A 26,153-nucleotide genomic window follows, 5' to 3' on the forward strand; every position below is an offset into this window, starting at 1 on the left:
CGGCAAAGCCTGGCATTTAACCCGATGGAACACTTATCGTCAGCCTAGCTCCACTCGGTTTCGGCCGGCATTTTTTGCCCGGTAAAGCGCCTGATCGGCTCTTTTCAACACAAGATCGCTGTGTTCTCCCGCTTTGAACGCCGTCATTCCCATGGAAACCGTGATCGTCACGCGCTCACCTTTGAAATGAAACGGGCAGGCTTCGATAGCCGCGCGCAGGGTTTCTGCCAACTTGGCGCCGACTGCCAAAGGGGTATTGGGCACCAGCAAGACAAACTCCTCACCACCGAAACGGGCAATGAAGTCCGTACCGCGCAGGCGCTTGCGCAGCACGCTGGCAATGATCTTCAGCACTTTGTCGCCGGCCAGGTGACCGTAGTTATCGTTGATGCGCTTGAAGTGGTCGAGATCGAGCATCGCCAGCAACAGCGAGTTTCCGTGTTGCTGCCACTGGGCAATCTCATGCTCCAGACGCTCGCTCCAGGCCGCCCGGTTCGGTAAACCGGTAAGCGGATCGACCAGGGCTTTCTGACGTTGCTCTTCCAGGTGCTCGCGGTAACCCTGAGCCTCCTGCTCCATGCTCGCGACTCGCTCGGCCAGGCCTTGCAGGCGTGCCGCAACTTCCTGCTCACGCTCGTCGCGCTGTTTCTGGTGCTGATCCATGGTGCCGAGCAACCCTTCCAGATGGTTCTCCAGCACATGCTTGAGGCCCTCCAGATCGGCGGCGTCCTGCATGCTGCTCTGCAAGCCATCGACCTGCTCACGGATCTGCGTGTCCATCTCCCGCGCAGCAGAGCGGTTGTCGGCATGACCCTCACTGGCGGCTTGCAGGTTGCTTTGGAAGGACTCCAATCGCTCATTGAGTTGCTTGAGGTAAACCTCGAACTCATGCTGACCGCTGTCAGTAATCGCCAACATCAAAACCGCCAGATCATCGAGGATCGGCAGCAGTTCGTACCAATTCAATCCATTTTGCAGCCGATCGCGCATCGCCTCGGCTTGCGGACGGTGACGCTCGGGCAGCGACAAATCGTCCAGCAGCCCCAGCAGCGTGCTCTCGATGTGTTTGGCCACCGAGCTGTAGGACGGTTCCGGCGAGTCGGGCAGTGCGTAAAGAACATCCTGCTCAGGTTGCTCCGGGTCGAGAACGACCAAGGCTTCTACCATCGTCGGCGGGGGAGGAACGCTGTCGATTAACGGCGAAGTTTCATCCACTGCTTGAGGGACGGTAGACGTCAGCTCGTCGGGATTAATCGCCATTGATTCAGCAGCCGTCACCGGGTCGGGTGCCAGGGATATCTGCGGCTCTTGCGGCGTATCCACATCCGGTAGATCCTGTTCCGCTACCAACGCTTTGCCACGCACAGCTTCGACGGCCAGCACTGGAGGAACAAAAGCCACCACCTCAGGTGATGGCTTTGCTTCTTCCAGCGACTGAGGTGCCACCGGCTCCGACTCCGGCTCTGCGATCACAGCGTGCGACGCGTGCACGGGGGGTGCCGGGACTTCCTGCACCGTTGGTGTAATAACCTGGATTGGCACCGGCGCCGATGACTCATGCACCGGCTCAGGTGTCGCCTCTGCGGCAGGTGCCGACACTTGCTCAACAGGACCCGGAGCAGGCGCTTCATGTTGTAGCGCACCGGATTCTGAAACCTGAGCATCCGCGTCTCTACCGCCAAACAAACGCTGCAGTAAACCTGGGCGGCTTGGCTCGGCAGGGCTTTCCAGCAGGCTCAGCGCCTGACCTTGCAGACCACTGAGTTCACCCAGCAACAGGGGAATTTCACGTGCCTGGCTGACCCGGCCGTCGAGTTGCTTGGCAAAGGTCTTGAGCGGACGGCTGATCTCGCGCGGCAACGGCAAAGCCTGGAGCTGACTGACCAGGGCGGTCAACGCAGCGCTGACTTGATTGACCCGGGTCTCGCGCCGCTGCTCGGAGTCGAGCACGGCTTTCTCCAGGCGTGGCAGCAATGCCGCCAATCCTGCATCCATATCGTTGGTGCGGATGACTTCGCGCATTTCCTTCATGCACTGGTCAACCGCACGGTCGGTGCCCTCAGCTGCCAGCGTACTGCGCACCAAACCGCGACGCAGCAAGTCGAGACGGGCATCCCAGCGACGCTCGAGCTTTTCCTGTTGTTCGATACTTTTGAGGTATTTCTCTTTCCAGCGCTGTGCTTCGTCGCTCATTCAGGGGTTCCGCGAAGGGCAGGACTCAACGCGGGCAATGCATCGACCGTGAGCGAACTCGGCAGACGAATCTCTACCGCGACCGGCAGGTGATCAGAAATCGGTTGCGCCAGCACTTCGACCCGCTCAAGGGTCAGCGTAGGGCTGAGCAGAATATGGTCAAGACAGCGTTGCGGGCGCCAGCTGGGGAAGGTCGCTTCGACTTGCGGCGCGAGCAGGCCCAGGTCTCGCAGAGGAGAGGTTTGCAGCAGATCACTGGCATGGGTGTTCATGTCGCCCATCAGCACCTGATGCTTGTAGTCGCCGATCAACTCGCGAATGTAGGCCAACTGCATCGTCCGCACGCGCGCCCCCAGCGCGAGGTGCATCATCACGACCACCAGCGCATCCGGTCCTTCGCCAAATCGCACAAGAATCGCACCACGACCCTTGGGCCCCGGCAGCGGATGATCTTCAATCGCCCATGGGCGCAATCGACTGAGCACGCCATTGCTGTGCTGGGCGAGGCGGCCCAGGTTGCGATTGAGTTGTTGATACCAGTAGGGGAAGGCACCGAGCTGGGCCAGGTGTTCGACTTGATTGACGTAGCCTGACCGCAGGCTGCCGCCATCGGCCTCCTGCAAAGCAACCAGATCGTAGTCGCCCAGCAGATTGCCGATTTTCTGCAGGTTATCCGCTCGCCCGGTGTGCGGTAGCAAATGCTGCCAGCTACGGGTCAGGTAATGCCGATAACGCTCGGTACTGATGCCGACCTGGATGTTGAAACTGAGCAAACGCAGACGGCTGTCTGAAGGCAAGCCCGAGGACTCCAGATGATGCTCGTTGACCTGCGGATCATGCAGGCCAACGAGACGTTCAGTACCCCAGCGGCGCATGGTGGGCGCCGCTTACTTAGCGGCGCGCTCCTTGGCGATCAGTTGATCGGCCACGCTCAAGGTGCCTTCAGGACCACCGGCAGTGCCCAGATCGAAGCGATATTTGCCGTTCACGACCATGGTTGGTACGCCAGAGATCTGATAGGCCTGAGCCTTTTTCTTGGCATCTTCAACTTTGCCTTTGACGGCGAACGAGTTGTAGGTGCTCAGGAACTTGTCCTTGTCGACGCCCTCGCCAGCCAGGAACTCAGCCATTTCTTCCGGGGTAGCGAGCTTCTTGCCACCGTGGATCGCTTCGAAGACGGCTTTGTGAACCTTGTGTTCCACGCCCATCGCTTCCAGGGTGATGTACAGCTGGCCGTGAACGTTCCAGATTCCACCGAACATGGCCGGAATTCGCACGAAGTTCACATCGGCAGGCAGCTTTTCAACCCAGGGATTGATGGTCGGCTCGAATGCATAGCAGTGCGGGCAGCCATACCAGAACAGTTCCACGACTTCGATCTTGCCAGGCACAGCCACCGGAACGGCGCTGCCCAATTCGACATATTGTTTACCGGCTTCAAGCGGTTCGGCAGCTTGGGCGGTCATACCAAACAGGCTGGCAGTGACGAGTGCGGCGCTGAGAATCAGATTACGCATGCTTTACTCCTGAACAAATTGGGTCGCCTCGCGCGACCTGCTTTCTGGCAGATCATGGCGGGCATTAGTGCTCTAGTGTAACGGCAGCGGCCACAAAAAAGGGCGGCCTAAGCCACCCTTTTTATGTTTGCATCGAAGGATTAATCGAGCGTTAACATTGCGCGAGATCAACACCTTGCGCAACGCCCGCTCAACCGGCCTTAGTGCAGGCCCTGAATGTAGCTGGACACCGCTTCGATGTCCTTGTTGCTCAATTTTGCAGCAATGCTCTGCATGATTTTCGTGTCGCCGTCGTTGGTACGGTTACCTTCACGGAAATCAGTCAGCTGCTTGGCGATGTATTGAGCGTGCTGGCCGCCCAGATGCGGGAAGGCAGCAGCGGCGTTACCCGCACCATTAGGCGAGTGGCAGCCGGTGCAAGACGGCATGCCCTGGTCCAGTTTGCCGCCACGGAACAACTCTTCACCGTGAGCCACGACTTTAGGATCTGCTGCGCCGACACTGCCTTTCTGGCTGGCGAAATAGGCAGCGAGATCAGCCAGGTCCTGATCGCTCAGGTTGGTCAGCAGACCGGTCATCTCCAAAACGGTGCGCTTACCCGACTTGATATCGTGCAGTTGCTTGTTCAGGTAACGCTCACCCTGACCCGCCAGTTTTGGAAAGTTTGGCGCCATGCTATTGCCATCCGGGCCATGACAGGCGCCACATACTGCGGCTTTCGCCTGACCAGCAGTCGCATCGCCTGCAGCATGGGCTATGCCGGAGATCCCCAGGGTCAACAGCAGACTCACGATCAATTTGTTCATCAGCTAATCCAACTACGGCTAAGGGTTAAAGAGTTATGGACCGGGATCACTCGCTCATCCACTGGATGATTGCCTGGTAATCCTCGGCACTGCAGTCCATGCACAAACCACGCGGCGGCATCGCCTTGAAACCCTGGGTCACGTGTTGCACCAGCGTCTCCATACCTTGCGCCAGTCTCGGCGCCCAAGCTTCCTTTTCGCCCTTTTGAGGCGCCGTTGGGAGTTGGCCGGAATGACAGGCTCCACAAACACGGTTGTACACAGCTTCCGGATCCTGTGTAGCCTGAGCGCTGTAAAGCGGCATCAAGACACCGGCAGCTAGCAGCCATTTCGTCATAAAACGACCTTTTCAGGGTTGAGAGCGTGCTGCGTTCTAATGCGCAATCAAGGTTAATCGCTCTCGTGAACTTCATCCTACGCCGGGACAAAGCGCACACAAAATCTGCGGCATTATATACTGGCGTCACTGAAACGGAAACGACGCTGCTCTTTGCGACCAATCTCGGCACCGCCCACATCGGAAATCCCATGCAACTCAAGAACCCCATCCTCGGCCTGTGCCAACAGTCCACCTTCATGCTCAGTGCCGCCAAGGTCGACCAATGCCCTGATGACGAAGGCTTTGAAGTGGCCTTCGCCGGGCGTTCCAACGCTGGCAAATCCAGCGCCCTGAACACCCTGACTCACGCCAGCCTGGCCCGCACCTCGAAAACACCAGGTCGCACGCAACTCTTGAACTTCTTCAAGCTAGACGATGAACGCCGTCTGGTCGACCTTCCGGGTTACGGTTACGCGAAAGTACCCATCCCGCTGAAGCAACACTGGCAGCGCCACCTGGAAGCGTACCTGGGCAGCCGCGAGAGCCTGAAGGGGTTGATTCTGATGATGGACATCCGTCATCCAATGACCGACTTCGACCTGCTGATGCTCGACTGGGCCATGGCCAGCGGCATGCCGATGCACATTCTGCTGACCAAGGCCGACAAACTGACCTATGGCGCGGCGAAGAACACCTTGCTCAAAGTTCAGGCAGAAATCCGTAAAGGCTGGGGCGAGACCGTGACGATCCAGCTGTTCTCGGCGCCAAAACGCCTGGGCCTCGAAGATGCCTACACTGTATTGGCGAACTGGATGGAACTGGCCGACAAGGGCGCCGAGACAGAAGCTCAATAAGCTTTTGGGGATATACGGAAAACTGTCTGTGGGACGGTCAGGCAAGGCAAAAGTGTGGCTTGAAAGCGGAGTTTAGGGGCCTAAATGAGCATTTCGAGCCACACTTTTAACGCAGCATGACCGTTCCACAGGCAGTTTTTGAGCAAAAAAAACCCCGAATTTCGTATGGGGAGAGAGAAATTCGGGGTCTAAGTTCCGGACCGCTAGGGCGGGGTCCAGATATCTGCCAACACTTAACACAACATAGGAGCATCGAAGGGCTTCACCACCCATTCAGTAACTCTGAGTGGCGGTTCACAGATTTAGTTCCGATTAATTTCAAAACCTATTGGGAATAACCCCAAGAACTTTCCGAACTAATCGCCCTTCGCCAGCGACTTGCCGCGACACTACGTCGCGGCGCTACCCTCGAAAAAGCGCCTCACACCGGCTTAGTGCGCTTCATCCCAGTTATTTCCAACGCCGACTTCCACCAAAAGCGGTACATCCAGGGTCGCTGCGCCGCTCATGTGAACGCGAATTTCCTCACGAACCCGGTCGACCAGGTCTTCGCGAACCTCAAGTACCAATTCATCGTGCACCTGCAGAATCACTTTGGCATCCAGGCCTGACGTCATCAGCCAGTTATCCACCGCCACCATGGCCTTCTTGATGATATCCGCCGCAGTACCTTGCATCGGCGCGTTGATTGCCGTGCGCTCGGCGCCTTTGCGCAGGGCCGGGTTTTTCGCGTTGATGTCCGGCAGGTACAGGCGACGACCGAATATGGTTTCGACGAAACCCTGCTCGGCCGCCTGGGCGCGGGTGCGCTCCATGTACTCGAGCACGCCTGGATAGCGGGCGAAATAACGGTCGATATAGGCTTGGGACTGTTTACGGTCGACGCCGATCTGCTTGGCCAGGCCAAACGCGCTCATGCCATAGATCAGGCCGAAGTTGATCGCCTTGGCGCTGCGCCGCTGATCGGTGGTGACGTCCGCCAGCTCAACCCCGAACACCTCGGCGGCGGTGGCTTTGTGCACGTCCAGATCATTGCGGAACGCGTGCAACAGCCCTTCGTCCTTGGCCAGATGGGCCATGATCCGCAGCTCGATCTGCGAATAGTCCGCCGCCAGCAGCTTGTAGCCTTTTGGCGCAACGAACGCCTGACGAATCCGTCGACCTTCGGCGGTACGAATCGGAATGTTCTGCAGGTTTGGATCGCTGGAAGACAAGCGACCGGTCGCTGCCACCGCTTGATGGTAGGACGTATGAATCCGCCCGGTGCGCGGGTTGATCTGCTCTGGCAGACGGTCGGTGTAGGTGCTTTTCAGCTTGCTCAAGGAGCGGTACTGCATCAGTACCTTGGGCAGCGGGAAATCCTGCTCGGCCAGTTCCGCCAGTACCGCTTCGGCGGTCGAAGCCTGGCCCTTGGCAGTTTTGCTGAGAATCGGCAGCCCGAGTTTTTCGTAGAGGATCACGCCCAATTGCTTCGGCGAACCGAGGTTGAACTCCTCACCGGCAATGGCGAATGCCTCACGCTCCAGCGCGACCAGCTTGTCGCCCAGTTCAACGCTCTGGATGCCCAGCAGGTTGGCGTCGACCAACGCGCCTTGGCGCTCGATACGCGCCAACACCGGCACCAGCGGCATCTCGATCTCGCTGAGGACTTTGCTCAGGCTCGGAATGGCATTGAGTTTTTCCTGCAATGTCTGATGCAGACGTAGCGTCACGTCGGCATCTTCGGCGGCGTATGGCCCGGCCAGTTCCAGCGAGATCTGGTCGAAGGTCAGTTGCTTGACACCCTTGCCCGCGATGTCCTGGAAGCTGGTGGTGGTGTAGCCCAAATACTTGAGCGCCAGACTGTCCATGTCGTGACGGGTCGCGGTCGAATCCAGCACGTAGGACTCAAGCATGGTGTCGAAGGCGATGCCTTGCACCATGATGCCGCAGCTCTGATCGCCACCGATGGCGCAGTTGGCCAGGATGTTCATGTCGAACTTGGCGTGCTGGCCGACCTTGAGTTTGCTCGGGTCTTCCAGAATCGGTTTCAGCGCGCGCAACACCGTATCGCGATCCAGTTGATCCGGCACGCCCATGTAGGAATGGGTCAGTGGAATGTAGGCCGCTTCGTTGGCCTGCACAGCGAACGACAGCCCGACAAGTTGCGCTTGCTGCGCATCGACGCCCGTGGTTTCGGTGTCGAAGGCAAACAGCGTGGCGTTTTGCAGCTTCTTCAGCCAGACGTCGAAATCTGCCTGGGTGAGGACCGTGGTGTAGTGGGGTCCATCGTTGTCGGCCACAGCTTCTTCAACCGCCGCGACCACTTCCTGGCCCGCTCGCTTGGCATCACGCTGAACTTCCTCGAACCAGCTCTTGAACTCGAGCAGCGTATAGAGCTCGGCGAGCTTTTCACGGTCAGGCTCACGCAGGTGCAAGTCGTCGAGACCAATGTCCAGCGGCACGTCGACCTTGATGGTCGCCAGTTGATAGGAGAGGAACGCCATCTCCTTGTGCTCTTCAAGCTTGGCCGGCAGCGTTTTAGCACCACGAATCGGCAACGTCGGGACAATATCAAGCTGCGCATAGAGCTCGGTCAGGCCACCGTTCACACCCACCAGCAGGCCGGACGCCGTCTTCGGGCCAATGCCCGGCACGCCTGGAATGTTGTCGGAGGAGTCGCCCATCAGTGCCAGGTAATCGATGATCTGCTCGGGAGCGACGCCGAATTTCTCCTTCACGCCAGCCACATCCATCGCGCTACCGGTCATGGTATTGACCAAGGTAATGTGCCCGTCGACCAACTGCGCCATGTCCTTGTCGCCGGTAGAGATCACCACCGGACGGTCAGCGGCCGCGCTGCTGCGGGCCAGCGTACCGATAACGTCATCGGCCTCAACGCCGTCGACGCACAACAGCGGAAAGCCCAGGGCAATCACGCTCGCGTGCAATGGCTCGATCTGCACGCGCATGTCGTCGGGCATGCTTGGACGATTGGCTTTGTACTCGGCGTACAGGTCATCGCGAAACGTCCCACCCTTGGCATCGAATACGACGGCAAACGGGCTGTCCGGGTACTGCTTGCGCAGACTCTTGAGCATGTTCAGCACGCCCTTGACCGCGCCGGTCGGCAGGCCTTTGGACGTGGTCAACGGTGGCAGCGCGTGAAAGGCGCGGTATAGGTAAGAAGAACCGTCCACCAGGACGAGGGGGGCTTGGCTCATGAGCAGGATCAACCTTTTCGGCGGGTCCGGCGCTAGAATAGCGGGACCGTTGACGACAAAGGGACAAGGTTATCATGCGCTCACTCAATCGCTTGTTACTGGCTGGCTTCTTTGCAATCACTCCCCTGGCCGTTATGGCAGCCAATGATGCACCGACGCCGGAACCGGAAGTCACCATCCACACCGAAGGCGACAAAGTCATTCAGGAGTACCGCCAGAACGGCTTCGTGTACGCGATCAAGGTCATACCGAAGGGCGGAAAACCGTACTTTCTGATACGTGCGGACGGAACGGATGCAAACTATATCCGCTCGGATCAGCCGGATATGCTGATTCCGTCGTGGGAAATTTTTACGTGGAAGTAGTTTCTTAACTTTAATCGGCGCTGGCTCGACCGCGGCGCCCGAACTGAGCAGTTTTTAACCATGTCTGTGTTCACCCCCCTGGCTCGGCCCGAGCTGGAAACCTTTCTCGCCCCTTATGGGCTCGGCCGCCTGCTTGATTTCCAGGGGATTGCCGCGGGTAGCGAAAACACCAATTTCTTCATCAGCCTGGAGCAGGGGGAGTTTGTCCTGACCCTGGTTGAGCGCGGCCCTGTGCAGGAGATGCCGTTCTTCATCGAGCTGCTCGACGTGCTGCACGACGCCGACCTGCCGGTGCCCTATGCGCTGCGTACCACCGACGGCATCGCCCTGCGCGAACTGGCCGGCAAACCTGCACTGCTGCAGCCACGGCTGGCTGGCAAGCACATCAAGGAAGCCAACGCACAGCATTGCGCGCAGGTCGGTGAGTTGCTGGGGCATCTGCACCTCGCGACCAAAGACAACATGATCAAGCGCAAGACCGATCGCGGCCTCGACTGGATGCTCGAAGAAGGCACACAGCTGCTGTCGCACCTGAATGCCGCGCAAAGCAATCTGCTGCAACGCGCCCTGAACGAAATCACAGAGCAGAAGACCAAAATTCTGGCGCTACCCCGGGCCAACATCCACGCCGACCTGTTCCGCGACAATGCGATGTTCGAAGGCACGCACCTGACCGGGCTGATCGACTTCTACAACGCCTGCTCAGGCCCGATGCTCTACGACGTGGCGATTGCCCTGAATGACTGGTGCTCGGACGAAGACGGCTTGATTGATGGCCCGCGGGCGAGGGCATTGCTCGGGGCTTATGCCGCGTTGCGCCCGTTCACCGCCGCCGAGGCCGAATTGTGGCCGACCATGTTGCGGGTGGCCTGCGTGCGGTTCTGGCTGTCGCGCTTGATCGCCGCCGAATCCTTTGCCGGGCAGGACGTGCTGATTCACGACCCGATGGAGTTCCAGCAGCGCCTGGCCCAGCGTCAGCACGTCAGCACACCGTTGCCGTTCGCCCTCTAAACCGTGGCGAGGGGGCTTGCCCCCGCTGGAGCGCGAAGCGTTCCCATGCAATCAAACCGAGCAGCCCCATTTAGGGCTGCTTCGCAACCCAACGGGGGCAAGCCCCTCGCCACAGGATCTGCGCTCGGGAGTTAAAGCGACTCCAGGCAACCCGCGAGATCATTCCCCAACTTCTCCAACACCTGCTCATAGCCCCGAGCCGTCGCTGGCGTGTAACCGCCCAACGCATCCAGCTCCGCCAGTTTCACCGGCAAACCGGCCACCAGCGTCTCGGCCAGGCGTGGGCGCAACGGTGGTTCACTGAACACGCAGGTCTTGCCGACTTCCTGCAAGCGCGAGCGCATCGCCGCAACGTGTTGGGCGCCCGGCTGCACTTCTGCGGCCACACTGAACACGCCGGTGTGCTTGAGGCCGTAAGCGTCTTCGAAGTAATCGAACGCTTCATGGAACACGAAGTAAGGCTTGCCCGCGATTCCGGCCAGGCGCGCTTTCAAGCGCAGATCCAGCGCATCCAGGCGCTCATCGAACGCCTTGAGGTTGCTCTGATAGCGCGGCGCATTGGCAGGGTCCGCAGCACTGAGGTCGGTGGCGATTTTTGCCGCGATCACTCGCGCATTGACCGGCGACAGCCAGAGGTGAGCATCGAGACTGCCAGGGCGGTGGTCGTGATCGTGCTCATCGGCGTCTTCTGCGTGAGAGTGGCTGTCTTCTGCGAAGCGCCGCAGTTTCAAACCTGGCAGCTCCTGCACCGCAACCGATGGCAGGCTACGACCTTTGAGCACGCGCGGAAGGAAACCTTCCATGTCCGGACCGATCCAGTAGAGCAGCTCCACCGACTGCACCTTCCGTACGTCGGAAGGACGCAAGGCGTAGTTATGCGGCGATGCACCCGGCGGTAGCAAGACCTCGGGAACCCCGACGCCATCCTGCACCGCGGCAGCAATCAGCTGTAGGGGCTTGATGCTGGTCAGCACGCTCACTTCGGCATGAGCGGCGTTGATCGCGAATAAACTGGCAGTAAATGTGACAAAAATGGCAAAAAGTCTGGGCACGATGACCACTCGAAGAGGCGAGAACGGGTAACATAATAACGTCTCTCACAAAACTCGTCGCCGCTCATGCCTAAAACACCGCTAGCCAGCCGTCCCCACGACCACTCTCACTGCGTGCACAGCGCATTGTCCGAGGCCGATGTCATTTGCGCACGTCAGGGCTTGCGCCTGACCGCGCTGCGTCGGCGGGTGCTGGAATTGGTCTGGCAAAGCCACAAGCCGCTGGGCGCCTACGACATTCTGGCGGTACTCAGCGAGCAGGATGGCCGCCGCGCCGCGCCGCCGACGGTGTATCGCGCGCTGGATTTCCTGCTGGATAATGGCTTGGTCCACCGCATCTCTTCGCTCAACGCCTTCGTTGGCTGCAATCATCCGGGGCACGCCCACCAGGGCCAGTTCCTGATTTGCCGCGAATGCCATGCGGCCATCGAGCTTGAGCAAAAATCCATCAGCGACACAATCATCCACAGCGCCGGCGAAGTCGGGTTTGTGGTCGAAGGCCAGACTGTCGAAGTAGTCGGCCTCTGCTCGGGCTGCCAGGGGGCTTGATGAGCACTGCGTTAATCCGCCTCAATCAGGTTACGGTCACCTTTGCCGGGCAAAGCGTGCTGGACAACATCGAACTGAGCGTCGAGCCGAAGCAGATCGTCACCCTGATCGGCCCCAACGGCGCCGGCAAGACCACACTGGTCCGCGCCGTACTTGGCCTGCTCAAGCCCGACAGTGGCAGCGTCTGGCGCAAGCCGAAACTGCGGGTCGGCTATATGCCGCAGAAACTGCACGTTGACCCGACCTTGCCGCTCTCGGTGCTGCGCTTCTTGCGCCTGGTGCCGGGCGTGGATCGTGCGAGAGCCTTGGCAGCGCTCAAGGAAGTCGGCGCCGAACAGGTGATCGACAGCCCGGTGCAGAGCGTTTCCGGCGGTGAAATGCAGCGCGTATTACTGGCCCGCGCCCTATTGCGCGAGCCCGAACTGCTGGTGCTCGACGAGCCGGTGCAAGGCGTCGATGTGGCCGGACAAGCCGAGCTTTACAGCTTGATCACCCGCCTGCGCGACCGCCACGGTTGCGGGGTGTTAATGGTTTCCCATGATCTGCACCTGGTGATGAGCACCACCGACCAGGTGGTCTGCCTCAATCGCCACGTCTGCTGCTCCGGGCATCCCGAGCAGGTCAGCGGCGACCCGGCGTTCGTCGAGCTGTTCGGCAAGAACGCGCAGAGCCTGGCGGTCTATCACCACCATCACGACCACGCCCACGACTTGCATGGCTCGGTCGTCAGCGCGGCACCGGCCGTTCACACCCACGTTCATGGAGATGGCTGCAAGCATGGCTGATTTTCTGTTGTACGCCCTGCTCGCAGGCCTGGCCCTGGCCGCCGTCGCAGGTCCGCTGGGATCGTTCGTGGTCTGGCGGCGCATGGCCTATTTCGGCGACACCCTGTCCCACGCGGCGTTGCTCGGCGTGGCGTTGGGTTTTCTGCTGGATGTCAGTCCGACCATCGCAGTGACCGTCGGCTGCCTGTTGCTGGCCGTGCTGCTGGTGACCTTGCAACAGCGCCAGCCGCTGGCCTCCGACACCTTGTTGGGGATTCTTGCGCCGAGCACGCTCTCTCTGGGCCTGGTGGTACTAAGCTTCATGCATGAAGTGCGGATCGACCTGATGGCCTATCTGTTCGGCGACTTGTTGGCGATCAGCCCGACCGATCTGGCGTGGATCCTCGGCGGCAGCGCTGCGGTGATGCTGCTGTTGGTGGCGCTATGGCGGCCATTGCTGGCGATTACCGTGCACGAAGAACTGGCCACCGTCGAAGGCCTGCCCGTGGCGGCGTTGCGCCTGATCTTGATGCTGTTGATTGCGGTGGTGATCGCGGTGGCGATGAAAATCGTCGGCGTGCTGCTGATTACCTCGTTGTTGATCATCCCGGCGGCTGCGGCACAACGACACGCACGTTCTCCAGAGCAGATGGCCTTGGGCGCGAGTTTGCTCGGTATACTCGCGGTCTGCGGTGGCCTGGCGCTGTCGTGGTTCAAGGACACGCCGGCCGGCCCATCGATTGTGGTGGCTGCCGCCGCGCTGTTTCTGCTGAGTTTTGTCCTGCCCCGTCGAGGGGTGTAGACTTGCTCGTTTTTTGCGCAATCAGAGAGTCGCAGGAATGAAGCCGTTCGCCTCCCGTTATCTGCTCCTTGTTGCATTTTCGCTGCTACTTGGCGCCTGCCAAAGCACGCCGCCGGCCCCCGAGGTCCCGGACGCACGGGCTACGGCTATCGCGCAGCTGGAGCAAAGCCTGGCCAGCAGTGAACTGGCCACCGCCGAGGATCAATTGGCCGCCTTGCAGGCCGAGTCCCCCAACGATCAGTCGCTGGAGCAATATCAACGGCAACTCGCCGAAGCCTATTTGCAACGCAGCCAGATCGTTCTGCAAAAAGGCGACGTGAATGCCGCCGCCACGGCCCTGAGCCGGGCTCGTGTGTTGATGCCCAAAGCCCCGGCGTTGACCGGTGGTGTCAACAACGCCATCAGCCATGCACGCAAAGCCGAACTGGACCGGGCCGAGGCCGCCCTCAAAGCCGCTGAAGCCAAGCCGGTCGCCAAGGTGATCGACCCTAGCGCTGAAAGCACCACCGTTGCGTTGAACATCACCGATAGCAAACAACTGCGTCGGCAACTCGATGCGATCGCCAGCGATGTGGTGAATTACCAGTGCGACGTCAGCCTCCAGGCGCCGCGCACCGAAGATTACCCGTGGCTGGCTACCCTGCTGACCAAACGGGTGAAGAAGCTGGATGCCGACTTCGACCTGAAGATCGAACGGCAGATTCTGCGCAATGTCCCGGCACAGATGGTTCTGACGCCGCGCAAGCCTTAACAGAAAAGATCGTCCGAACGCGGCCCGAACCGCGGCAGCCCCTACACCGGTTCGTAGGAGCTGCCGCAGGCTGCGATCTTTTTCTCGCTTATGACCTTTGATCGCGTTATTTCCAAATGACTGGATGAATGCGAAATAAATGCTAAGAACCTCTATACGGACACGCTAAAATGCCCGCCCGGCTAACCGCTGATCCTTTTCTAACGCGCCCCACAAGGTTCGCTACGTGATCGAGTTTCAAAACGTCCATAAAACTTACCGCGTTGCCGGTAAGGATATACCCGCGCTGCACCCCACCAATCTGTCGATTGAGAACGGTCAGGTGTTCGGCCTGATCGGTCACTCCGGTGCGGGAAAAAGTACCCTGTTGCGTTTGATCAACCGCCTGGAGAACTCCAGCGGCGGCAAGATCATCGTCGATGGCGAAGAAGTCACCGCGCTGGACGCCAATGCGCTGCGCCGCTTCCGCCAGCAAGTCGGGATGATCTTCCAGCACTTCAACCTGCTGGCCTCCAAGACGGTTGCCGACAACGTCGCGCTGCCGTTGACCCTGGCTGGTGAATTGTCGCGCAGCGAGATCGACCTGCGAGTGGCCGAGTTGCTGGCACGTGTCGGCCTGGCCGACCACGCAAAGAAGTACCCGGCGCAGTTATCCGGTGGCCAGAAGCAGCGCGTCGGCATCGCCCGCGCCCTGGCGACCAAACCAAAAATCCTGCTCTGTGACGAAGCCACCAGCGCCCTCGACCCGCAAACTACTGCGTCGGTCCTGCAACTGTTGGCCGAGATCAATCGTGAGCTGAACCTGACCATCGTGCTGATCACCCATGAAATGGACGTGATTCGCCGGGTCTGCGACCAGGTCGCCGTGATGGACGCTGGCGTGATTGTCGAGCAAGGTCCGGTGGCCGACGTGTTCCTGCACCCGAAGCACCCGACCACCAAGCGTTTCGTGCAGGAAGACGAGCAAATCGACGAAAGCGAACAGCGCGACGACTTCGCTCACGTGCCGGGCCGAATCGTGCGCCTGACCTTCCAGGGCGACGCGACCTACGCGCCGTTGCTGGGCACCGTCGCCCGCGAAACGGGTGTGGACTACAGCATCCTCGCCGGTCGTATCGACCGCATCAAAGACGTCCCCTACGGGCAATTGACCCTGGCGGTCACCGGCGGCGACATGGACGCGGCGTTTGCCCGCTTCACCGCGGCTGATGTCCACATGGAGGTGCTGCGTTAATGGAAGCCCTGATGAGTTTCTTCGCCAATATCGACTGGTTCGAAATCTGGCAGGCTACCGGCGACACCTTGCTGATGCTCGGTGGTTCGCTGTTGTTCACCGTACTGCTCGGCCTGCCGCTGGGCGTGTTGCTGTTTCTGTGCAGCCCGCGCCAGTTGCTCGAAGCCAAAGGCGTTTACGCGCTGCTGTCGCTGATCGTGAATATCCTGCGCTCGCTGCCGTTCATCATTCTGCTAATCGTGATGATCCCGTTCACCGTACTGATCACCGGCACCTCGCTGGGCGTCGGCGGTGCGATTCCGCCACTGGTAGTCGGCGCTACGCCGTTCTTCGCCCGTCTGGTCGAAACTGCCCTGCGTGAAGTCGATCGCGGCATCATAGAAGCGACCCAGGCCATGGGCGCGACGACCCGCCAGATCATCATCAACGCGCTGCTGCCGGAAGCCCGTCCGGGCATTTTCGCAGCGATCACGGTGACCGCGATTACGCTGGTGTCCTACACGGCGATGGCCGGTGTGGTCGGCGCTGGTGGTTTGGGTGACCTGGCGATTCGCTTCGGTTACCAACGCTTCCAGACTGACGTGATGGTGGTGACCGTGGTGTTGCTGCTGGTGTTGGTCCAGGTTCTGCAAACCGTCGGCGATAAGCTGGTGGTGCACTTTTCCCGAAAATAAATGCAATCGCCGGCCACGGCTGGCAGGCGCTCTAAAGAGCGCCTCACAAGGAGTTTGCTGGATGAAAAAACTACTCGTCGCGTTCGCTGCCGTTGCAGCGTTCTCCGCTCAGGCCGCTGACACCCTGACCGTCGCTGCTACTCCGGTTCCGCACGCGGAAATTCTCGAGTTCGTGAAGCCGGCACTGGCCAAAGAAGGTGTCGACCTCAAGGTCAAGGTGTTCACCGACTACGTGCAGCCAAACGTACAGGTTGCCGAAAAACGCCTGGACGCCAACTTCTTCCAGCACCAGCCGTACCTCGATGAGTTCAACAAGGCCAAGGGCACACACCTGGTGAGCGTTGCCGGTGTGCATCTGGAGCCGCTGGGCGCGTACTCCAGCAAGTACAAGACCCTCGCCGAACTGCCAGGCGGCGCCAACGTGGTGATCCCGAACGACGCCACCAACGGCGGCCGTGCGCTGTTGCTGCTGGAGAAGGCTGGCCTGATCAAGTTGAAGGATTCGAAAAACATCCTGTCGACCGTCAAGGACATCACCGAGAACACCAAAGACCTGAAATTCCGTGAACTGGAAGCCGCGACCATCCCGCGCGTGCTGACCCAAGTCGACCTGGCGCTGATCAACACCAACTACGCGCTGGAAGCCAAGCTCGATCCGTCCAAGGACGCGCTGGTGATCGAAGGCAAGGACTCGCCTTACGTGAACATCCTGGTCGCCCGCGAAGACGACAAGGACAGCGACGCGATGAAAAAACTGGTTGCTGCGCTGCACAGCCCGGAAGTGAAGGCCTTCATTCTGGAGAAGTACAAAGGCGCGGTATTGCCGGCGTTCTGATCTGCTGATGTAAAACAAAACGGGGACGCAATCACTGCGTCCCCGTTTTTTTTGTGTGACATTTACAGCACTGGAGCTCTTTGTGGCGAGGGGGCTTGCCCCCGTTCGGTTGCGAAGCAGCCGTAATTGCGGCGAGCGCGGTGAGTCCGAGAGAATGCAATCACAGGTTTTGGGGTCGCTTCGCGCCCCAACGGGGGCAAGCCCCCTCGCCACAAAAAGCACCGCTCGCCTCAGGATTTTCGCTCGCCCTCAAGACCCTACTGACGCTTGAGCATCACCGGCAACTGGGCCACCAGTTTCGTGTTGTTCAACGGTGCGCGAATGAACCCGCGCTGGGTGCCGTCCGGCCCGATTACCGCCAGGTTGCCGCTGTGGTCGACGGTGTAGTTGGGTTTGCTGGTGTCCGCCGGAATGAACGGAATGCTCACCGCATTGGCGACTTTCTGCAGGTCTTCGACCGAAGCCGGCGTCAGGCCGACAAACTGCGGATCGAAGTAGCCCAGGTACTGCTTGAGCTGCTTGGGGGTGTCGCGGTTCGGGTCGACGCTGACCAGAATGATCTGCAACTTGTCGACCGCGTCCGCTGGCAGCTCGCTCTTGATCTGCCGTAGCTGTGCCAGGGTGGTCGGGCAGATGTCCGGGCAGAAGGTGTAACCAAAGAACAGCAGGCTCCATTTGCCTTTCAAGGCGTTGACCGTGACCGGTTGGCCGTCCTGATTGGTCATCTGCACGTCCGGCAGGTTACGGCTTTGCGGCAACAGGATGATCCCGGCGTCGATCAGCGCAGTCGGATCGCCCTGGCCTTTGCCAGACAGTACTTTGTTGACGGTAAGCCCCAGGACCAGCGCGATCAGGGCAACAAGAATGAAGACGGTTTTCTGGGTTCGGGTCATAGGTTCAACATTAAGTAGTGGTCTACGAGCAGGGCGATAAACAGCAGGAACAAGTAGTAAATAGAGTACTTGAAGGTGTTGATCGCCGCGTGCGGCTGAGTGCCACGGTACAGCACCACGGCCCATTGCAGAAACCTCGCACCCAGTCCCAGGGCGCAAACCAGGTACAGCAACCCGCTCATGTGAATGACGTAGGGCATCAAGCTCACGGCCAGCAGGGCGAAGGTGTAAAGCAGGATGTGGATCTTGGTGTAATGCTCGCCGTGGGTCACCGGCAGCATGGGAATGTCGGCCTTGGCGTACTCCTCCTGGCGGTGAATCGCCAGCGCCCAGAAGTGCGGCGGGGTCCAGGCAAAGATGATCAGCACCAGCAACAGCGGTTCGGCACTGACATGCCCGGTGGCGGCGACCCAACCCAACAGCGGTGGCGCCGCGCCGGCCAGCCCGCCGATCACGATGTTCTGCGGCGTCGCCCGCTTGAGAAAACCGGTGTAGACCACCGCATAGCCCAGCAGCGAGGCGAGGGTCAGCCACGCCGTCAGCGGGTTGGTAAAGGCCAGTAACAAGGCTTGCCCGGCCACCGCCAGCAGCAGCGCGAAGGTCAGTGCGGCGGTCGGTGAAACCCGGCCTTCAGCCAGCGGCCGCTTGTGCGTGCGCGCCATCACCGCGTCAATGCGCCGGTCCACCACATGGTTGACTGCCGCCGCGCCGCCCGCGCACAGGCCGATCCCCAGGTTGCCAAACACCAGCACCGTCCACGGCACCCCGGCACGCGTGGCGAGGAACATACCGACCAGCGAAGTGATCAGCATCAACACCACGACCTTCGGCTTGGTCAGCTCCAGATAGTCACGCCAGATCGCTTGGTGGTGACGTTCGCCGATCAGAGTCGCCATGGCATTTCTCCTTTTATTGTTATCGGCCCGGCCGTGTGTTTACGCGGGCTGAAGCGCCAGCGTCCGGGTGCCTGCTGCCTGACTCGAACCAGGCTGGTTCGTGCGTGATAGTTGACCAGCACCATCGTCAGCAACAGCGCCGCGCCGCCCGCGTTATGGGCAACGGCCACCGGCAACGGCAGGTGAAACAGCACATTGCTGATGCCCAGGGTGATCTGCACCGCCAACGCCCCCAGCACCAGGCCGGCGAGTCGGGTCATGCCGACGACCTTGAGCTGCCAGGCCAGCCCCAGCAGCACCAGCGTGACCAGCAAAGCGCCAATGCGGTGAGTGAGGTGAATCGCCGTGCGCGCATCGCTGTCGAGCTGCCCGCCGAGATAATTGGGGCCGATGTGTTGGGTCAGGTGAAAGCCGTTGGCGAAATCAGCCGGTGGCAACCATTGGCCGTGACAAGTGGGGAAGTCGATACAGGCCACCGCCGCGTAGTTGGCACTGACCCAGCCACCAAGGGAGATTTGCGCGATCACCAGCAGCAACCCGGCCGTTGCCCAGTACTGCAGACGTCGGGGCACGATCAACGCCGGCAGTACGCCGGACAAGCGCAACGTCAGCAGAAACAGCAGGCTCAAGGTCGCAAAGCCACCGAGCAAATGCCCCGTCACCACCTGCGGCCAGAGCTTGAGTGTGACCGTCCACATGCCGAAGGCCGCTTGGGCAAACACCACCGCCAGCAAGAACAACGGCAGCTTCAGGGGTTGGTCCAGATGATGACGATGGGTCCAGGCACGCGCCGCCAGCAACACAATCAACAAACCAAGCGTGCCGGCGAAATAGCGGTGAATCATCTCGTTCCAGCCCTTGTGGGCAACCACCGGCGTGTCCGGAAAATGCAACTCGGCATGGGCCAGTTGGGCTTCACTCTTCGGCACGCTGATAAACCCGTAGCAACCCGGCCAGTCCGGGCAACCAAGGCCTGCATGGGTCAGCCGGGTATAGGCGCCCAGCAAGACGACAATCAGTGCCAGCAAAGTGGCAAACAGCGCGAGGCGAAATCCAGGTTTGGCCATGACGATGCCCTTATCCGATGTTCGACAGTTTCAGCAGGTGGCGCAGGTCGTTGAGCAGATCCTTGCCTTTGACGGTGGGGTCGTAGCGCAGCACCAGGTTGCCGTGCGGATCGATGATCCACAGCTGCGCCGTGCCTTTGCCCTGAACGTTTTTGTTGTAGGTCGAAAGGTCCAGTGGGTAACGCTGCAACTGCGGGTACTCACGTTTAAGCTTAGCCTCATAGTCCGCACTCGAGGGTTGGCCGGCAGCCAATGCATGACTGGCACGCGAAGCATCCCGCCCCAGACCGACCTGAATCTGCCGGGCCAGGTACACCAACTGCTGACAATCCACCGAACAGTCCTGCGGTGCGGTCACCAGCATCTGCCAGCGGTCTTCGTCCGCCTGCACCCCCAGTTCAGCGCGACTCTGACCGTTGCCGATCAGTTCACCGTGATAGCTGCGACCTTCCGGCACCCAGAACTGCAACTTGTACATGCCGGTAGCGAGGATCATCGGGCCGATCACCATCAGCAGGATCAGCACCAGCTGCCAGCGCCCACGACGACGCTGTGGCGCCTGCGCTTCAGACATGTTGGGTGGACTCATGGCCGCTCCCATGCTGTTTCTCCTTTGCGTTGTGCCATCCGAAGTAGAGATAAAGACCGAACAGCGCGAGCGCCATGGCGAACCACTGCACGGCATAACCGAGGTGTTTTTCCGGCCCCATGGCCACGACCGGCCAATCAACCTCATAGGACGCCGGCCCGGCTTCTTCACGTAATTCATAAGCAAACCCGGTTCGGCCCAACTCACTCCAGAGTTTGGCCGGATCGATCGCCGTCACCAGCCGTGGCCAGTTGGCGTTCGCCGGATCGGCGTGCAGTTGAAAGGTCGCGCCCGGGGGGACATACACCCAGGCGTCGAGACTCAACGATTGTTCGGGGGTGGTGAACACGGGCGGTGTGCGTCGGTTCGGCCACGGCAGCCAGCCGCGATTGAGCAGTAACCAGAGACCGCTCGTCTGGTCGTGAAAGGGTTGCAGCAGCTCAACCCCCGGCCGGCCATTGCGGGTGCGGTTGTCCAGCAGGTAACTGTGGGCCGCATCGAACTGGCCATGCAGGCGAACGCGTCGGAAGGCCGGGTCTTGGGTGCTCGACAGTTGTTCGCTGGCCATTGGCTCCGCGACACGGCGTTCGGCGTAGCTCTCCAGCAACACACGTTTCTGCTCGCCCCGGCTTAATTGCCAAAACCCCAGAAAGACCAGCAACGGCAGCAGCACGAGGACCACCAGGGTCGGCGCGACACCCGGCGCAAAGCGCTTCATGGCGCCGCCGAAAAGTAGATAAGCAGGGTAGCTATACTCAAGTACATCGCATTCCCCCGGAGTCTCGCCATGCTCAAAGCAGCCATCGTCCTGATGCTGATTGCCACGGTTGTCAGCCTGTTCAGCGGCTTGTTTTTTCTGGTCAAGGACGACAGCAGCTCAAAACGCCTGGTCACTGCCCTGAGTGTTCGTGTCGGCCTGGCTGCCATCACCGTCGGTTTGATTGCCTGGGGATTCTTCAGCGGCCAGCTAGTGTCCAGCGCGCCCTGGTAAGCGCAGCCTCAAAGCACGTAAACGAAGACAAACAGGCCGATCCACACCACATCGACGAAGTGCCAATACCAACTCGCCGCCTCGAAGCCGAACTGGTGATCGCCATCGAAATGCCCACGCATGATCCGCATCAGCATCACAAACAGGATGATCGTGCCGATGGTCACGTGAGCGCCGTGGAAACCGGTCAGCATGAAGAAGGTCGCGCCATACACGCCTGAGCCCAGGGTCAGCCCCAGCTCGTGATAGGCGTGGATGTATTCCTTGACCTGGAAGCTGAGGAACGCACAGCCCAGCAGTACCGTCAGCGCCAGCCAAAGCTTCAGTGCACCGCGATGGCCCTTTTTCAAGGCATGGTGCGCGATGGTCACCGTGACGCTGGAGCTCACCAGCAACACCGTGTTCAGCAGCGGCAAGCCCCATGGACTAATGACTTCCTTGGGCGGCGGGAAGAGTGTCGGGTCAGGGGTGTGCAGCAGCGGCCAGGCGAACTGGAAGTTCGGCCAGAGCATGTGCGCAATGCCCTTGCCGCCCTCACCACCGAGCCACGGCCCGGACAGGTTACGCACGTAGAACAGCGCACCGAAGAAGGCGATGAAGAACATTACCTCGGAGAAAATGAACCAGCTCATACCCCAACGAAACGAGCGATCGAGCTGCGAGCTGTACAACCCTGCGCGGCTTTCCTTGATCACCGTGCCGAACCAGCCGAACAGCATGTAGGCCAGCAACAGACCACCAACGAAAAAGATCAGCGGGCCGTGGGATTCCGGGCGCGCTGCCTTGAGGTCGTTGAACCAGGTCGCCAGGCCAAACACAGTGACGAACATGCCGATCGTGGCAATGATCGGCCATTTGCTCTGGGCGGGAACGTAATAATGCTCATGACTTGCCATTTATTGTTCTCCTTATCGGGCACGCTTGAACGCCTCAAGGACCGGCATTGGTGTTTGCCACGACCGGTGGATGACGTGCGGTGATATCGAACAGCGTGTAAGCCAGCGTCAGGTGCTTCACATCCTTGGAAATCTCACGGTCAACGATGAAGCGTACGGGCATTTCGATTCGTTCGCCGGGTTGCAGCACCTGCTGGGTGAAGCAGAAGCACTCGGTCTTGTGGAAATACACCGCTGAGTCGCCCGGAGAAATGCTCGGTATCGCCTGCGCGCTCATCGGGTGATCGGTCGGGTTGCGGGCGACGAAGATCATCTCGTTCACCGCTCCCGGATTGATCACCATGTCGTCGGCCTTGGGATAAAACTCCCAGACCATATCCACGGCGTTGGTCGACAGGAACTGCACGCGAATTTGCCGCGACGTGTCGACCACTTGCTCGCCTTCGTACTGCCCGGCGGTTTTGCCGTTGATGCCGAATGCCTTGCACATCACGTCGTAAATCGGCACCAGGGCAAACCCGAAGACAAACATACTGGCCACCACTATCAGCAGCCGGGTGACCAGCTTTTTCATGGAAATAGAGTCAGCCACGGTGCAAGCCCTCCACACAAAACCCTGTGGGAGCGAGCCTGCTCGCGAAGGCGGCGACGCGGTGTGTCTGATATACCGCTATCGCGAGCAGGTCGGATCGCCGCACCGTTGCGCCCACAAAGGTCATGGCGTTCATTTCACTTCCGGTGGCGTGACAAAGGTGTGATACGGCGCCGGCGACGGTACGCTCCACTCCAGGCCTTCTGCCCCTTCCCATGGTTTCGCCGGGGCTGCCGGGCCGCCGCGAATGGTCTTGATCACGATGAACAGGAAGAAGAGCTGCGTTGCCCCGAAGGTGAATGCGCCAATCGACGACACCATGTTGAAGTCGGCGAATTGCAGGTTGTAGTCTGGAATCCGCCGCGGCATACCCGCCAGGCCCACGAAGTGCATCGGGAAGAAGGCCATGTTCATGCCGATGAACGACAGCCAGAAGTGCAGCTTGCCGAGGGTCTCGTCGTACATGTGGCCAGTCCATTTCGGCATCCAGTAGTAGGCCGAAGCGAAGATCCCGAAGATCGCCCCCGGTACCAGCACATAGTGGAAGTGCGCGACCACGAAGTAGGTGTCCTGGTACTGGAAGTCCGCCGGGGCGATGGCCAGCATCAACCCGGAAAACCCGCCAATGGAGAACAGGATCACGAATGCCACGGCAAACAGCATCGGTGTCTCGAAGGTCAGCGAGCCCTGCCACATGGTGCTGACCCAGTTGAACACCTTGACCCCGGTCGGCACCGCGATCAGCAGCGTCGCGTACATGAAGAACAGCTCGCCCACCAGCGGAATGCCGACCACGAACATGTGGTGCGCCCAGACGATGAACGACAGGAAGGCAATACTCGCCGTGGCGTAGACCATCGAGGTGTAGCCAAACAGCGGTTTGCGGGCGAAAGTCGGAATGATCGAGCTGACGGCGCCGAACGCCGGCAGGATCATGATGTACACCTCGGGGTGGCCGAAGAACCAGAACACGTGCTGGAACAGCACCGGATCACCGCCACCGGCAGCGCTGAAGAAGCTGGTGCCGAAGTGGATGTCCATCAGCATCATGGTCACGCAACCCGCCAACACCGGCATCACCGCGATCAACAGGAACGCGGTGATCAGCCAGGTCCAGACGAACAGCGGCATTTTCATCAGGGTCATGCCCGGGGCACGCAGGTTGAGGATGGTGGCGATCACGTTGATCGCGCCCATGATCGAGCTGATGCCCATCAAGTGGATGGCAAAGATGAAGAAGGTCACGCTTTCCGGCGCGTAGGTCGTCGATAGCGGGGCGTAGAAAGTCCAGCCGAAGTTCGGTCCGCCGCCCGGCATGAACAGCGTCGACACCAGCAGCAGGAACGCTGCCGGCAACAGCCAGAAGCTGAAGTTGTTCATCCGCGGCAGGGCCATGTCCGGCGCGCCGATCATCAGCGGGATCATCCAGTTGGCGAGGCCGACAAACGCCGGCATCACCGCACCGAAGACCATCACCAGACCGTGCATGGTGGTCATCTGATTGAAGAATGCCGGTTCGACGATCTGCAGGCCGGGCTGGAACAACTCGGCGCGAATCACCATGGCGAACGAACCGCCGAGCAGGAACATCATGAAGCTGAACCACAGGTAAAGCGTGCCAATGTCTTTGTGGTTGGTGGTCAGCACCCAGCGCATCAGGCCCTTGGCCGGACCATGGACGTGGTTGTCGACGATTGCATGACCGTGGTCATCGTTCACAGCATTCATGGCCTGTCTCCTGCAAACGGGTGGGCTGGGCGGCTCGGGGTGATTAGCCCCAAGCGTTCAAGGGAACACGCAATAGACCGGGTCATTTGCTTGCCGCCTGTTTGAGGGCCAGTACGTCTTTAGGGGTGACCATGTCGCCTTTGTTGTTGCCCCAGGCATTTCGTTCGTAGGTCACGACGGCAGCGATATCGACTTCCGACAGCTGCTTGCCGAACGCCGCCATGGCGGTGCCGGGTTTGCCGAAGAACACACGGTGCAGGTGGTCTTCTATTGGCCCGGTGGCGATTGGCGAACCTTTAAGTGCCGGGAACAGCGGTGGCATACCCTGGCCTTCAGGCTGGTGACAGGCAGCGCAGGTGGTGTGATAAATCTTGTCGCCGCGTTCCTTCAGCTCGTCGAGGGTCCACTCTTTGCTGGTCAGCTCCTTGAGCTTGGCGGCATCGGCTTTGCGCTCGGTCAGCCAGGTGTCGTAATCGGCCTTGGTTTTGACGTCGACCACTATCGGCATGAAGCCATGGTCCTTGCCGCACAGTTCGGCACACTGGCCACGGTAGATGCCGGGCTTGTCGACGCGGGTCCAGGCTTCGTTGACGAACCCTGGAATCGCATCGCGCTTGACCGCAAACGCCGGCACCCACCACGAGTGGATGACATCGGCAGAGGTCACCAGAAAGCGCACCTTGGCACCGATCGGCAGCACCAGCGGCTGATCGACTTCCAACAGGTAATTTTCGCCTTTGGCAGTTTTGTTGTGGATTTGCTCTTGCGATGTAGCCAGGTTGCTGAAGAACTCGACGTCCTGACCCAAATATTTGTAGTGCCACTTCCACTGATAACCGGTGATCTGGATATCGATATCCGGCTCACTGGTGTCATACATCTTGATCAGGGTCGCGGTCGCCGGAACGGCCATGGCGACCAGAATGATGAAAGGCACCACGGTCCAGAGGATCTCGACCGTCGTACTTTCATGGAACTTGGCGGCCACCTGCCCGGTGGAGCGTCGATGCAACATCATCGACCAGAACATCGCGCCGAAAACGATGATGCCGATCACCACACAAATCCAGAAGATGGTCATGTGCAGGTCGAATACTGCGTGACTGATTTCAGTCGCTCCAGGCGCCATATTCACAGTCCAGGCGGCTTGCGCCTGACTGAAAATCGACCACAACAGGAGGCCCATCCAGACATGTGGATGTCGCATCATTGCGGGTTCCCCTTATCGTTCTTGTTATCCCGCCGGCTAACACCGACGGCAAGGGAGCGGCTTTTTCAGACTACGAACTTGAATCGCCGAGCCTTGCTGCCTACGCAGTCGGGCGTCATCAGCTAACTCCATTCAGATCCGAGTATAGACAGCGAGTGCGACCTCGCAACGCGATGGCGTAAATGAGCTGAAACACCTGACACTTGCGCCACAGGCCACGGATGGAGAAGGATGTGGGATCGGTGATGGCAAATCGATATAACGCAGTGGCATCAAAGGTGAAATAATTATGACAAATCCGTCTTAGCCCCTTTTATAAGCAGGCTAACTTATGTCTTCCCCTATTTCCTTGCCTTCGTTTC

General features: G+C 59.9%; 27 protein-coding genes. 11 read left to right on the forward strand and 16 right to left on the reverse strand.

Annotated features, from left to right (window positions below):
• Nucleotides 1-39: 39 nt before the first annotated feature.
• From BK658_RS07570 to BK658_RS07590, 5 genes are all read right to left on the reverse strand, one after another.
• Entirely contained in the window at nt 40-2,193 is a 2,154-nt protein-coding gene (locus BK658_RS07570) for a GGDEF domain-containing protein (RefSeq protein ID WP_123581781.1), read from the reverse strand.
• Nucleotides 2,190-3,068, reverse strand: coding sequence for an endonuclease/exonuclease/phosphatase family protein (locus BK658_RS07575; protein ID WP_123581782.1), 879 nt, complete (start codon nt 3,066-3,068; stop codon nt 2,190-2,192). The genes BK658_RS07570 and BK658_RS07575 overlap by 4 nt, the downstream gene beginning before the upstream one ends.
• Before the next feature lie 12 nt (nt 3,069-3,080).
• A complete protein-coding gene (locus BK658_RS07580; protein WP_123581783.1) occupies nt 3,081-3,710 on the reverse strand; it encodes a thiol:disulfide interchange protein DsbA/DsbL in 630 nt (209 codons plus the stop codon).
• Between the two features lie 200 nt (nt 3,711-3,910).
• Nucleotides 3,911-4,516, reverse strand: a complete 606-nt coding sequence (locus BK658_RS07585; protein WP_019694484.1) for a c-type cytochrome — start codon at nt 4,514-4,516, stop codon at nt 3,911-3,913.
• Nucleotides 4,517-4,562: 46 nt separating this feature from the next.
• Nucleotides 4,563-4,853: a c-type cytochrome gene (locus BK658_RS07590; protein ID WP_123581784.1), complete on the reverse strand. Its 291-nt coding sequence runs from the start codon at nt 4,851-4,853 to the stop codon at nt 4,563-4,565.
• A 191-nt stretch (nt 4,854-5,044) separates the two neighbouring features.
• Between BK658_RS07590 and yihA the strand changes: the two genes are divergently transcribed.
• Complete coding sequence (gene yihA / locus BK658_RS07595) at nt 5,045-5,689, forward strand: ribosome biogenesis GTP-binding protein YihA/YsxC (RefSeq protein ID WP_123581785.1); 645 nt, start codon at nt 5,045-5,047, stop codon at nt 5,687-5,689.
• Between the two features lie 431 nt (nt 5,690-6,120).
• Here the strand turns inward: yihA and polA are convergent, their stop codons facing one another.
• Complete coding sequence (gene polA, locus BK658_RS07600; protein WP_123581786.1) at nt 6,121-8,892, reverse strand: DNA polymerase I; 2,772 nt, start codon at nt 8,890-8,892, stop codon at nt 6,121-6,123.
• Nucleotides 8,893-8,966: 74 nt separating this feature from the next.
• Between polA and BK658_RS07605 the strand changes: the two genes are divergently transcribed.
• A complete protein-coding gene (locus BK658_RS07605) occupies nt 8,967-9,257 on the forward strand; it encodes a DUF2782 domain-containing protein (protein WP_123581787.1) in 291 nt (96 codons plus the stop codon).
• A 60-nt stretch (nt 9,258-9,317) separates the two neighbouring features.
• Nucleotides 9,318-10,268 carry a homoserine kinase gene (locus BK658_RS07610; protein WP_123581788.1) on the forward strand — a complete coding sequence of 317 codons (951 nt, stop codon included), beginning with the start codon at nt 9,318-9,320 and terminating at the stop codon, nt 10,266-10,268.
• Between the two features lie 131 nt (nt 10,269-10,399).
• Here the strand turns inward: BK658_RS07610 and BK658_RS07615 are convergent, their stop codons facing one another.
• Nucleotides 10,400-11,329, reverse strand: coding sequence for a zinc ABC transporter substrate-binding protein (locus BK658_RS07615; RefSeq protein WP_123581789.1), 930 nt, complete (start codon nt 11,327-11,329; stop codon nt 10,400-10,402).
• A gap of 57 nt (nt 11,330-11,386) precedes the next feature.
• On the opposite strand from BK658_RS07615, the gene BK658_RS07620 reads away from it, so the two are divergent.
• The 7 genes from BK658_RS07620 to BK658_RS07650 all read left to right on the forward strand — a co-directional run bounded on the left by BK658_RS07620 (nt 11,387) and on the right by BK658_RS07650 (nt 16,929).
• Nucleotides 11,387-11,869 (forward strand): Fur family transcriptional regulator, encoded by a 483-nt coding sequence (locus BK658_RS07620; protein ID WP_054594943.1) that lies wholly within the window; start codon nt 11,387-11,389, stop codon nt 11,867-11,869.
• A complete protein-coding gene (znuC, locus tag BK658_RS07625; protein WP_123581790.1) occupies nt 11,869-12,654 on the forward strand; it encodes a zinc ABC transporter ATP-binding protein ZnuC in 786 nt (261 codons plus the stop codon). Before BK658_RS07620 ends, znuC begins: the two co-directional genes overlap by 1 nt.
• Entirely contained in the window at nt 12,647-13,435 is a 789-nt protein-coding gene (gene znuB / locus BK658_RS07630; protein ID WP_123581791.1) for a zinc ABC transporter permease subunit ZnuB, read from the forward strand. Before znuC ends, znuB begins: the two co-directional genes overlap by 8 nt.
• Before the next feature lie 37 nt (nt 13,436-13,472).
• The gene (locus tag BK658_RS07635) at nt 13,473-14,186 is read left to right on the forward strand and encodes a PA5502 family lipoprotein (protein ID WP_123581792.1); all 714 of its coding nucleotides are present in this window, start codon (nt 13,473-13,475) and stop codon (nt 14,184-14,186) included.
• Between the two features lie 226 nt (nt 14,187-14,412).
• Entirely contained in the window at nt 14,413-15,420 is a 1,008-nt protein-coding gene (locus BK658_RS07640; protein WP_019694473.1) for a methionine ABC transporter ATP-binding protein, read from the forward strand.
• Nucleotides 15,420-16,094 (forward strand): methionine ABC transporter permease, encoded by a 675-nt coding sequence (locus tag BK658_RS07645; RefSeq protein ID WP_123581793.1) that lies wholly within the window; start codon nt 15,420-15,422, stop codon nt 16,092-16,094. Before BK658_RS07640 ends, BK658_RS07645 begins: the two co-directional genes overlap by 1 nt.
• A 61-nt stretch (nt 16,095-16,155) precedes the next feature.
• Nucleotides 16,156-16,929: a MetQ/NlpA family ABC transporter substrate-binding protein gene (locus BK658_RS07650; RefSeq protein ID WP_123581794.1), complete on the forward strand. Its 774-nt coding sequence runs from the start codon at nt 16,156-16,158 to the stop codon at nt 16,927-16,929.
• A gap of 257 nt (nt 16,930-17,186) precedes the next feature.
• On the opposite strand, the gene BK658_RS07660 is transcribed toward BK658_RS07650, so the two are convergent.
• Genes BK658_RS07660 through BK658_RS07680 form a run of 5 tightly spaced genes read right to left on the reverse strand, consistent with a single transcriptional unit; the run spans nt 17,187 to nt 21,092 of the window.
• The gene (locus BK658_RS07660) at nt 17,187-17,822 is read right to left on the reverse strand and encodes an SCO family protein (RefSeq protein ID WP_123427008.1); all 636 of its coding nucleotides are present in this window, start codon (nt 17,820-17,822) and stop codon (nt 17,187-17,189) included.
• Nucleotides 17,819-18,718, reverse strand: a complete 900-nt coding sequence (gene cyoE, locus BK658_RS07665; RefSeq protein ID WP_123581795.1) for a heme o synthase — start codon at nt 18,716-18,718, stop codon at nt 17,819-17,821. Before cyoE ends, BK658_RS07660 begins: the two co-directional genes overlap by 4 nt.
• Entirely contained in the window at nt 18,706-19,785 is a 1,080-nt protein-coding gene (locus tag BK658_RS07670; protein WP_123581796.1) for a COX15/CtaA family protein, read from the reverse strand. Before BK658_RS07670 ends, cyoE begins: the two co-directional genes overlap by 13 nt.
• A 10-nt stretch (nt 19,786-19,795) precedes the next feature.
• Nucleotides 19,796-20,386, reverse strand: a complete 591-nt coding sequence (locus BK658_RS07675) for a hypothetical protein (RefSeq protein ID WP_123581797.1) — start codon at nt 20,384-20,386, stop codon at nt 19,796-19,798.
• Entirely contained in the window at nt 20,352-21,092 is a 741-nt protein-coding gene (locus BK658_RS07680; RefSeq protein ID WP_123581798.1) for an SURF1 family protein, read from the reverse strand. The genes BK658_RS07675 and BK658_RS07680 overlap by 35 nt, the downstream gene beginning before the upstream one ends.
• Before the next feature lie 69 nt (nt 21,093-21,161).
• Here BK658_RS07680 and BK658_RS07685 point away from each other — a divergent pair, with 69 nt between their 5' ends.
• The gene (locus BK658_RS07685) at nt 21,162-21,365 is read left to right on the forward strand and encodes a twin transmembrane helix small protein (RefSeq protein WP_019694466.1); all 204 of its coding nucleotides are present in this window, start codon (nt 21,162-21,164) and stop codon (nt 21,363-21,365) included.
• A gap of 8 nt (nt 21,366-21,373) precedes the next feature.
• Here BK658_RS07685 and BK658_RS07690 read toward each other — a convergent pair whose 3' ends face one another.
• The 4 genes from BK658_RS07690 to coxB all read right to left on the reverse strand — a co-directional run bounded on the left by BK658_RS07690 (nt 21,374) and on the right by coxB (nt 25,791).
• Nucleotides 21,374-22,261 (reverse strand): cytochrome c oxidase subunit 3, encoded by an 888-nt coding sequence (locus tag BK658_RS07690; RefSeq protein WP_123581799.1) that lies wholly within the window; start codon nt 22,259-22,261, stop codon nt 21,374-21,376.
• Nucleotides 22,262-22,295: 34 nt separating this feature from the next.
• Nucleotides 22,296-22,853: a cytochrome c oxidase assembly protein gene (locus BK658_RS07695; RefSeq protein WP_123581800.1), complete on the reverse strand. Its 558-nt coding sequence runs from the start codon at nt 22,851-22,853 to the stop codon at nt 22,296-22,298.
• A gap of 132 nt (nt 22,854-22,985) precedes the next feature.
• Nucleotides 22,986-24,581, reverse strand: coding sequence for a cytochrome c oxidase subunit I (gene ctaD / locus BK658_RS07700; RefSeq protein WP_123581801.1), 1,596 nt, complete (start codon nt 24,579-24,581; stop codon nt 22,986-22,988).
• Nucleotides 24,582-24,663: 82 nt separating this feature from the next.
• The gene (coxB, locus tag BK658_RS07705; RefSeq protein WP_123581802.1) at nt 24,664-25,791 is read right to left on the reverse strand and encodes a cytochrome c oxidase subunit II; all 1,128 of its coding nucleotides are present in this window, start codon (nt 25,789-25,791) and stop codon (nt 24,664-24,666) included.
• Nucleotides 25,792-26,153 lie beyond the last annotated feature (362 nt).

The organism is Pseudomonas brassicacearum, assembly GCF_003732175.1.
GTDB lineage: Bacteria > Pseudomonadota > Gammaproteobacteria > Pseudomonadales > Pseudomonadaceae > Aquipseudomonas > Aquipseudomonas brassicacearum_G.